Below are 8,820 nucleotides of genomic sequence, written 5' to 3'. Positions count from 1 at the left end.
GTCCTCCTCGATCAAAAGTTCGGCGCCCTCTCTAAAGCGAATATACTGATCGAAAGTTAGGCTTTTTAGCGCGTTGGCGCAAAGAAAAATTAAATGAACTATATGCTCGCGTTTAAGAGAGGACAAAGCGTTCTCTATCCTATCAAACTCGTCTATATAGACTCTTTTCGCGATTATCGTTCTCTGCCTAGCGCCCGTCTTTTCGTCCGCGTCGATTAACAGCGCGTAGATAATCCACCTTGCGCTTAGGGGGTCTAAGGCTCGATCGCGTAGATACGGATAGATAGCCTCTATATACGCGCGAGCGAGCGAGAGCGGATCGCTCTCTTGGCTATCCTCGCAAGCCGACGCGGCGGTTTTTAGGGCGATAGGGGTAGAAGACGACCTGTCGATCTGAGGCAAAACGGGCGCGAAGGCGGTTTTTTTAAGCCGATATATCCCCCGCGTCGGCTCGTTATCAACAGAGCTACCGCTCGATCTCGATTCGCCGTCGTTTCGCGCGTCAAGAAAAAGCGTCGCGTCGGCTAACTCCGCCGCGTTTTGGCGCGCGGGCGGCGCCGGTTCGTCGTCAAAGTATGTTATCGCTTTGGGAATAATAAATTGCCGATCCCATTTTGGATCGACGCGTCGGATTCGCTCCTCTAGCGAAGGGTGCGAGCCGAATATGTTTATTACTCCCGAAGCGAAAAAGAAGTGGCTGAATACTAGGGCGAGCGGCGTTTTGATCGTCGATTTTAAGCCGCCGATCTTCTTTAGCGCGCCCGTTATGCCGTCGATCTGGCGCGTAAATTGCACCGCCGAAGCGTCGGCTAGAAACTCGCGCTGTCTGTTGAGAGCGGACTTGATAGCGGAGGCGCATATCTCCCCGACGACGCCGATAATAAAAAGCGGGATAAGGATAAAGAAAGTCGCCGTTAAAAGCGGATTTACTACTCTATCCTCGTCGCTTTCGTCGCGACGAAAAACGATCGCGCCCGTTTCGCTGATAAACGCAAGCCCGTAAAGCAGATATGCCGCGCGCATATTTAGTTTCATATCCCCGTTAAGAATGTGGCTGAACTCGTGGGCGATCACCCCTTGAAGCTCGTCGCGGTTTAGGTATCGTAACGCGCCGCTTGTAACGACAATCGCCGCTTTTTTGGGGCTTTCGCCCGCCGCCAAAGCGTTGATCGCCTCGTCGTCGCGCAAAACATAGACGCTTGGAGACGAAACGCCGCTTGCGAGCGCCGTCTCCTCTACGATATTGATCAACCGCTTCCGGCTTGGCTCTAAGGGCGAAGCTAGTTGCGCGCCTAAGGCTTTGGCTACGGCGTTTCCGTCGCCTTTAAGTCTGTTCTCCATACTGGAGCCGCCAAAAAAGATCATCATAAGCGCGGCGAAAACAAGTAGCAGGGTAATATCGCCGTCGGTTTCGGAATAGAGGAGAAGCGGATCGACAAAAAAACCTCCGCTCCTATCGCGGCGGGGCGCGCCGCCGCGCGCCTCTTCCGCTCGTAACCTTTGCGCAAGCTCGCCGACGGACTCGGCAGGGTAAACGACGCTGGCGGATCCGACGATCACGCGATTGATCGCCGCGCCCATATACCAGATCGAAAAGACGACGGTAAAAACGCTAAGCGTAAAAAGCGCGATAAGCCGCGCCGAGTTGCGCCTAGCTAAACGTTGCCGCTCGCGAAAGTTCATTTAAAACTAATTTTTGGCGGCTCTTGAAATACGGCGCTATCGGCAAACTCAAGCAATCCCGCGTCTTTATCGAAGCCCAACAAAGAGGCGAACAAGTTTTGCGGAAAGGATTGGCGGTAGGCGTTGAAATCCGTAACCGAATCATTGTATGCCTGCCTTGCGAAACTGATTCTATTTTCGGTGGAGGTAAGCTCCTCTTGTAAAGCTAGCATATTTTGATTCGCTTTAAGATCGGGATAGGCTTCCACCACGACGTTCAACTTTGAGAGCGCGCCGCGCAAAGCCTCTTCGGCGTCTCCCAACGCGGCGATCGATTCGGCGCTGTTGGCGGCTTTTTTCGCCGCCGAAAGAGCGCCAAACGCCTGATTTCGCGCTTCGATCACCGATTGTAACGTTTCGCGTTCGTGCGTTAGATAACCCTTGACGGTTTCAACAAGGTTTGGAATAAGATCGTAACGGCGTTTTAGCTGCATTTCGATCTGCGCGAAAGCGTTTTTATAGCCGTTTTTAAGCGCGACGAGCTTATTAAACGACACTATGACGACGATTACAATCAGCGCGACAATCGCCGCTACAACAATATCCGCTACCATTCTTTGCCTCCTAAGTTAATCGTCGGGTATTTTATCTTTTTAGTTCTCAAAATTGACGAGTTAGCGTTTGCCTTAAAATAGATAAACTAACGCCGCGAAAACAGACAAAGGAGTCCTATGCCCCTAAACCAAGCGCAGGCGGTTTTTGCCGCCGAACTCGCTCAAAAGCTCGCGCTCACGCGAAAAACGCTAAACGCCTTCGCCGAAGTCGATAGATCGCTTTTTATTCCGGCGGGTTTGGAGCGGCTAACCTACTCCTGCGACGCGCTGCCCATAGGCGCGAATCAACGCCTCTCCTCTCCGCTAACCGTCGCCAAAATGACGGCGGCGCTCGACGCGGACGACGCGGACGGAGTTTTAGAGATCGGTTGCGGGAGCGGCTATCAGGCGGCGATACTTAGCCGCGTGGCGCGCCGCGTCTTTACCGTCGAAAGGATCGAGAGGCTGGCGATCGAGGCGAAGGCGCGGTTTAGGGCGCTAAACTATTTTAACGTCAACGTTCGTTTTGACGACGGGCATAACGGCTGGAAAACTTACGCGCCTTTTGATCGGATACTGCTTAGTTGCGAAACGAGAACCATAGCGCCGCCTCTTTTAGAACAGCTTGCGGCGGGCGGCGTTTTAGTCGCTCCGATCGACGGGCAAATAACGCGGATCGTTAAACGAGAAAGCGGCGCGATCGCAAAAGAAACGCTGGGCGACTGTTCCTTTGTCCCTATGCTAGGCGGCGTGGAAAAAGATCGGCGCTAAAACGCGCCGTCTCGCTCGGCGTCAAAGTTTCGGCGAGCGGGCTAAGCTAAGGATTTAGCTCCATTTTAGCTTTGATCTTCTGCGTTAGCAGATCGGCGGCTAATAGTTTCGCCTCCTTTTTAACGCCTTCTAACAACTTCTCCATATTGCTTTTCTCGTTCCAGATAGGATTATCGACTTTAGAGAGCTTGATAAGCCGCTCCTTTGCAAAGTTTATGCCTCCGAGATGATCGATTAGGCGCGCGTTAAGCGCCTGTTTTGGAGTGAAAACGCGCCCGTTGGCAAACTGGCTGGATTTCGCGACGTCCAAACCTCTAGCCTGCGCCACGTCGGAAACAAACATATCGTAAATATCTTCGATCAGGCTTTCGAGTTGCGCCTGTTCCGCTGCCGTAGGATCGCGGTAAAAGGCGCCGACCTCTTTATATTCGCCCGCCTTGACCACGTTAATCTTAACGCCGATCGTATCTAACAGCTTAGACATATTCGCGCCCTCGATCACTACGCCAATCGAACCGATAAGTCCGCCCGGATTGGCGACAATCTCGTTCGCCCACGCCGAAGCGTAATAGCTACCGCTCGCCATAACGTCCGAAGCGTAAGCCACGACGGGCTTTCTTCGGCTTAGATCGCGCACCGCCATCATCATCTCCACGCTTGGAGCGATCGCCCCTCCGGGGGAATCCACCACAAGCAAAACGCCTTTGACGTGTTCGGCTTTAGCCTTCTCTACGTTCGCCAAAAATTCAGAGGCGTCAAAAATCTCTCCATACAGCTCGATTACGTATAGATTCGGCTGTCGCTCCGACTGAGAGAACAGTAAAGCAAGCGCGAAGATCAGCACAAGCAAAACCGCTTTGAAGTGATTTTGAATAAACGCGATCGGCGCCGTAATAAGGTAAAACAGCTTTTTAAAAAACTCCGCCATCAGACTCTCTCCCCGTTGATAAATATGTTGTCCATCGCCTCTGGCGCGCGCAAAATCGTATGAAGCGGCAAAAGCGCGTCGTCGTTCGCGTCGCTAGGCAACCTGAATGAAATAATATCCGCCGCGTAACCGCTCGCCAAACGCCCCGCGTTTAACCCCAAAACCCTAGCCGCCGAATCGGTAACGCTCCTTAACAGATCGCGCGCCAAAAGCGGCAGATCAAGCCCTTCGTGCATAAACAGCGCCGATCTTAGTTCGCCAAAAAGATTAAGCGAGTAGTTAGAGCTTAATCCGTCGGTGGCGATCAGATACGGAATCTCGCGATTCTTTACCTTTTCAAGCGAGAGCAAACCGCAACCTAAAAGCCGATTAGAAACGGGGCAATGCACGATCGCCCCGCCGATATTCCCAATCGCGTCCAACTCCTCGTCGGCGGCGTTCGCGCAGTGCGTAAAGATCGTTCTCGTATCGGCGAAAAACGACAAAAACTCTTTGGCGTTACAAAACGGCGCGTTTAACTTGAAAACTTTCTCAAAAAACGGCTTAAACTCGCCAGAGCCGCTTTCAAGCCATTTGCGCTCGCCTTTGCTCTCCAAAAAGTGCGTGGATAGCGGCGCGTTGCGAGTTTGCGCTAGAGCAATCGTTTTTCTTATTAGCGTCGGGGCGACGGAATACGGCGAATGTATCGCGATCGCCGATTGAAAGCGATCGCTTCGGCGCTCGTCGCTTTTAGCGAGCCTATCTAAAAACGCCGAAAAAATCTGATCCGACGCGGCGACGTTCGAGCCAATCAACTCGTTGAAGTAGATTACCCGCTGTTTTGCCGCCGCTAAGCTATCTAGATCAAACCCGTAGCTGCTAATCGCGCCGATTGTCGTCGTTCCGCCGCGAAGCATATCTTCTAAAACAGCGTCTATAAACTCCTTCGTCAACCCCTTGACAAGCGTTTCGCGTTTTTCGATCACGGAGCTTAGCCACGCGATAAAACTGCCGTAGCTTAGCTCGGCGGCGGCGGCTGAAAACTCTAGGTGCGTATGCGCGTTGATTAGACCGGGCAACGCGATCGAGCGTTTGCCGCCTTCGATAACGAGCGCGTTCTCTCTCCATTTGGCGATCGCGGCTTGATCGTCGGTTACTTCGACGATATTTTCGTCAAATACGATCGCGCCGCCGCGCAATACGGGGCGCGACGGATCCATAGTTAATATCGTATCGGCTAAAAGTATGTTCATGACCGTATTTAGAAAACCTTCGTCTTAGATCGGGATAAAACGCATATAGGTTTTGCCGCGCCGATATGCGCTATCGCGCGAAAACGCGTAAAAACGGCGACAAATAACCTCCGCGCGCAACAAGCGAAACGCCTATCGCCTTTTGCCCCTAAACAAACGCCAAAATAATCGACGCGCGGACGCTTGAGCGCGCCGAAAAACGATTCGACGCGCACGCTACTATTTATATTCACTTTGTTCGCCGTCCTTTTTATAAAATCCGTCCGTCCTTCTTGACGAATTATACAATTAAGCGATAATTTCCAACCCGTTTTTATCAATTCCAAATCGCGGCTTTTGTTTCGCGCGGAGGCAAACGGCTATGTAAGCGCCGCGATTCCGTCGCTTGGCGACGATGCGGAGGCGTATAGTTTTTTGGCGATTCGTCCCGCGAGATAGCTTTGCCGCCCCGCGATCACGGCGTTTTTCATCGCTTCAGCCATCAAGATCGGATCGCGCGCTAGAGCGATCGCCGTGTTTGTCAGCACGCCGTCCGCGCCTAGCTCCATAGCGATCGCCGCGTCCGAAGCGCACCCGACGCCCGCATCGACAATCACGGGGACTTTTACCGCCTCTTTAACAAAGATCACGTTGAAGCGATTTTGAATCCCCTGCCCGCTGCCGATGGCGCTCGCTAGAGGCATCACAGCCGCCGCCCCCGCGTTTTCAAGCCGCTTTGCCATAATCGGATCGTCGGTCGTATAGACCATCGCGCTGAACCCCTCTCTCGCGAGCGTTTCGCACGCTTTAAGCGTTTCGATCGTATCGGGATAGAGCGTTTTGCTCGCGTCGCCAATCACCTCTAGCTTAACGAGATCGATTCCCGTCGCCTCGCGCGTAAGCCTAAAAGTGGCGATAGCCTCTTCGGCGCTAGAGCAACCGGCGCTGTTTGGCAGTAATTTTATGTCCGTATCCTTGAAATAATCGAGTAGATTTTCTTTATTAGGATCGGCGATATTCACGCGCCGAACGGCTACGGTGATAAGTCCCGCGCCGCTTGCGATCGTAGCCAAGCGGGTGGTTTTGAAATCCTTATATTTGCCGCTACCCACAATCAAACGGCTGCTAAACGTATGTTTTCCGACGGTAAGCGAATGCATAAAAACTCCTAATCTAGCGATCATATCAAAGCCGCGATTTGCCCGCCGAAAACGTCGCTTCGCGCCGCCAACCGATTGCGGCGCGCTTTTAATTGCCTATCAGACCCATTTTTTGATACCATAGCGCAAAGAGCTTTAACAAGAGGGTTGCGATGCGCTTTGATAATTTCGACGAGTTCGAGCCGCCTAAAGGCGTCGATCAGTTTGTTTTGCCAGTAATAATCGCGATGCTAGCGGGCTTCGCGATTTTCGCCCCAAAGATATATATCGCCAACGAAATATACGCGGTCAGCCTTAAACTTGAGCGCAATAAAGCGGCTTTAGAAGCGCTAAGCGACGGCAACAGCCGCTTAAGGCGCCAAATCGAATCGAAGATTATCGCGCTAGAAAATCCTTACGCGCAATAATACGGAACAAATTACGCGGGCTACCCCGCCGCGCAACGTTCGGTCGCTTTGATAGAGATCGCGAAATCGACGGCTATGCGTCTTTTTTTATGTTTTAAGGATAAAAGCTCTCATTTTTCTATAAATATAGCCGATTTTACAAAGCTGTTTAATAAACGCGCTCTTTTTCGCGCTCAAAAAAAAGCGTCGCTAATTACGCGCGAGACCGCGAAGAGCGGCAAGGATATGACGATGAGATCGCATATCGATCGGCTTGCAAGTTTGAAAGAGACGGAGTTTATGATCGCTACGGATAATTTTGACGCGAAATATTCAAGTCCAGCCGAACGCTTAACGCTCAAGCCAAACGTTATCAATCGAAAATCGGAGACGATCGCGCGCGGTATCGTCGGGCAAGCGATACGCAAAAAAACTCGCGTATTAAGCGTCGCGCGCTCGCGGGGATTTTTCCTCGTCAAATCGCGGCGGCGGATCGCTAAGAGCGGCGGAAAATAGATGCGTTTTTCGCTCTTTTTGCCGTTTGTAGCGCTGATTTCAACCATAAGCGCCGAAGAGATTGATCGAAAATTAGAGCTACCCGAATCGTTCGCGCCGGTAGTGGAACGCGCGGCGAAAAACGTGGTTTATATTATGAAGACCAACGACGACGAGGCGGGGGTGGGAACTCCGTTTGCCGAAGATTCGTGGTTTAAGCCGTATTTTCAATATCCGCAATTAGGGCTTACCGCGCACAAGCTGCGCGCGTCGCTCGGAAGCGGCGTAATTATTTCTAGCGACGGACTAATAGCGACAAGCGCAAAAATAGCTGGGAATCGCTCAATATTAAAAGTCGTAACGGCTGGATCGCCGGAACCGCTTGACGCTAAAGTTTTAGGAACGGATCAATCCTTAGACCTAGCCGTTCTTAAAGTCGTAGGCGATAATCTGCCCGAACCGGTTTTTGCCGATCTGTCGGCGGCGCAAGCGGGCGATCTGATTTTCGCCGTCGGCAACCCGTTTGGAATCGAAACGGTCGCGTCGATGGGGATAGTCTCCTCGCTTCGGTTAGGCGACAATCCCATAATACGCGCGGACGCGCATATTCACGGCGGAAATATCGGCGGCGCTATCGTAAACGCTCGCGGCGAGCTTATGGGCGTGCCTACCTATATACGAGGAACGGCGGAAACGGGGCGCGAGCCGCACGACGGTTTTTTTCTGCCGATTGACCGCGTTAAAGCCGTAGCGGAACGCATAGAGCGATCGGGGGATATAAAAAACGCGTGGCTTGGCGTCGCCGTATCGGACCTTTCGCGAAATTTGAGAAGTTATTTCGGGCGCGAAGACGGCGTTTTAATCACGGCGGTGGAGGCGCATTCTCCCGCGTCTAACGCGGGTTTAAAGAAAGGCGATCTGTTACTGCTCGCGGACAACGTTATACTAGAAAATGTCGCCGATTTAGAGCAAATTTTATCGACAATCGAAGCCGAACGCGATATTGCGTTCCTAGTTTTTCGCGACGAGCGTTTGCGTGAAACGGTTTTACGCGTTGGCAGGTTTGAAACGACGAGCGGAGACGGCGCTTTAAGAACGTTTTATTACAGCGGCGCCACGCTTGAAACGCTAACTCCCGCTTGGCAAGAGCGTTTAGGTCTCGACAAAACGTCGGCTGGCGTAATGGTAATCGACGTTGACGCGGGAACGGCGGCGGCAAGAAGCGGCTTAGAGGCGGGAGATCTGATCGTGCAAATTGAGGGGCGCGACGTAGAGTCGCTAACGCAGTTTCAGGAGGCGATCAACGCGCGAAATCCTGAAAGTTTTGTGGCGATACGTAGCGGCGTCGCGCTAGAAATCAAACTCTCTCAACAGTAAGATTTTTACCAAACAAAAACGCGGCGGCTCTCTGCCATGCCCGTTTTCGCGGGTATCCAGACGCGCCGAAAGCGTGAAAAATCGCGTCATTCCCGCCCTTCCCGTCATTCCCGCGAAGGCGGGAATCCATTTCCAGATATTTCGCAAAAACAACAAACAATCGCATTACATTATTTCTATGGATTCCCGCCTTCCTCCGCGATTACGAAGCGCCCGCGCTTCTATCGCTCCGCGCGG

At 52.3% G+C, this 8,820-nt stretch carries 10 protein-coding genes; 4 read left to right on the top strand and 6 right to left on the bottom strand.

Going from position 1 to position 8,820, the window contains the following annotated elements; translation table 11 throughout:
* Together LBF86_07935 and LBF86_07930 are read right to left on the bottom strand one after the other, a co-directional pair.
* A partial coding sequence (locus LBF86_07935) for a M48 family metalloprotease (protein ID MDR0665431.1) occupies nt 1-1,683 on the bottom strand: 1,683 nt, incomplete at its 3' end.
* Nucleotides 1,680-2,276 (bottom strand): LemA family protein, encoded by a 597-nt coding sequence (locus LBF86_07930; protein ID MDR0665430.1) that lies wholly within the window; start codon nt 2,274-2,276, stop codon nt 1,680-1,682. The genes LBF86_07935 and LBF86_07930, both read right to left, overlap by 4 nt.
* 117 nt (nt 2,277-2,393) lie before the next feature.
* Between LBF86_07930 and LBF86_07925 the strand changes: the two genes are divergently transcribed.
* Nucleotides 2,394-3,026 carry a protein-L-isoaspartate(D-aspartate) O-methyltransferase gene (locus LBF86_07925; GenBank protein MDR0665429.1) on the top strand — a complete coding sequence of 211 codons (633 nt, stop codon included), beginning with the start codon at nt 2,394-2,396 and terminating at the stop codon, nt 3,024-3,026.
* 46 nt (nt 3,027-3,072) lie between these two features.
* Here LBF86_07925 and sppA read toward each other — a convergent pair whose 3' ends face one another.
* The 3 genes from sppA to LBF86_07910 all read right to left on the bottom strand — a co-directional run bounded on the left by sppA (nt 3,073) and on the right by LBF86_07910 (nt 6,325).
* Nucleotides 3,073-3,954 carry a signal peptide peptidase SppA gene (gene sppA, locus LBF86_07920; GenBank protein ID MDR0665428.1) on the bottom strand — a complete coding sequence of 294 codons (882 nt, stop codon included), beginning with the start codon at nt 3,952-3,954 and terminating at the stop codon, nt 3,073-3,075.
* The gene (locus tag LBF86_07915; protein ID MDR0665427.1) at nt 3,954-5,186 is read right to left on the bottom strand and encodes a metal-dependent hydrolase; all 1,233 of its coding nucleotides are present in this window, start codon (nt 5,184-5,186) and stop codon (nt 3,954-3,956) included. Before LBF86_07915 ends, sppA begins: the two co-directional genes overlap by 1 nt.
* 359 nt (nt 5,187-5,545) lie before the next feature.
* A complete protein-coding gene (locus LBF86_07910; GenBank protein ID MDR0665426.1) occupies nt 5,546-6,325 on the bottom strand; it encodes a thiazole synthase in 780 nt (259 codons plus the stop codon).
* 152 nt (nt 6,326-6,477) lie between these two features.
* On the opposite strand from LBF86_07910, the gene LBF86_07905 reads away from it, so the two are divergent.
* From LBF86_07905 to LBF86_07895, 3 genes are all read left to right on the top strand, one after another.
* Nucleotides 6,478-6,732: a hypothetical protein gene (locus LBF86_07905; protein ID MDR0665425.1), complete on the top strand. Its 255-nt coding sequence runs from the start codon at nt 6,478-6,480 to the stop codon at nt 6,730-6,732.
* Between the two features lie 75 nt (nt 6,733-6,807).
* A complete protein-coding gene (locus LBF86_07900; protein MDR0665424.1) occupies nt 6,808-7,227 on the top strand; it encodes a hypothetical protein in 420 nt (139 codons plus the stop codon).
* Nucleotides 7,228-8,583: a PDZ domain-containing protein gene (locus LBF86_07895; protein ID MDR0665423.1), complete on the top strand. Its 1,356-nt coding sequence runs from the start codon at nt 7,228-7,230 to the stop codon at nt 8,581-8,583. It begins immediately after the preceding gene.
* Here LBF86_07895 and LBF86_07890 read toward each other — a convergent pair.
* A complete protein-coding gene (locus LBF86_07890) occupies nt 8,557-8,739 on the bottom strand; it encodes a hypothetical protein (GenBank protein MDR0665422.1) in 183 nt (60 codons plus the stop codon). The two genes, LBF86_07895 and LBF86_07890, sit on opposite strands and share 27 nt — an antisense overlap.
* Between the last annotated feature and the right edge of the window lie 81 nt (nt 8,740-8,820).

This window comes from Helicobacteraceae bacterium (assembly GCA_031258155.1).
In the GTDB taxonomy this organism is placed as follows: domain Bacteria; phylum Campylobacterota; class Campylobacteria; order Campylobacterales; family SZUA-545; genus JAIRNH01.
Note: the sequence above shows the minus strand (reverse complement) of the source record. Positions and strands in the feature narration are given on the sequence as shown.

Coding starts and splice junctions, on each gene's coding strand:
- LBF86_07930 (MDR0665430.1), bottom strand. CDS start 2,276: ATGGTAGCGGATATTGTTGTAGCGGCGATTGTCGCGCTGATTGTAATC.
- LBF86_07925 (MDR0665429.1), top strand. CDS start 2,394: ATGCCCCTAAACCAAGCGCAGGCGGTTTTTGCCGCCGAACTCGCTCAA.
- sppA (MDR0665428.1), bottom strand. CDS start 3,954: ATGGCGGAGTTTTTTAAAAAGCTGTTTTACCTTATTACGGCGCCGATC.
- LBF86_07915 (MDR0665427.1), bottom strand. CDS start 5,186: ATGAACATACTTTTAGCCGATACGATATTAACTATGGATCCGTCGCGC.
- LBF86_07910 (MDR0665426.1), bottom strand. CDS start 6,325: ATGCATTCGCTTACCGTCGGAAAACATACGTTTAGCAGCCGTTTGATT.
- LBF86_07905 (MDR0665425.1), top strand. CDS start 6,478: ATGCGCTTTGATAATTTCGACGAGTTCGAGCCGCCTAAAGGCGTCGAT.
- LBF86_07900 (MDR0665424.1), top strand. CDS start 6,808: ATGCGTCTTTTTTTATGTTTTAAGGATAAAAGCTCTCATTTTTCTATA.
- LBF86_07895 (MDR0665423.1), top strand. CDS start 7,228: ATGCGTTTTTCGCTCTTTTTGCCGTTTGTAGCGCTGATTTCAACCATA.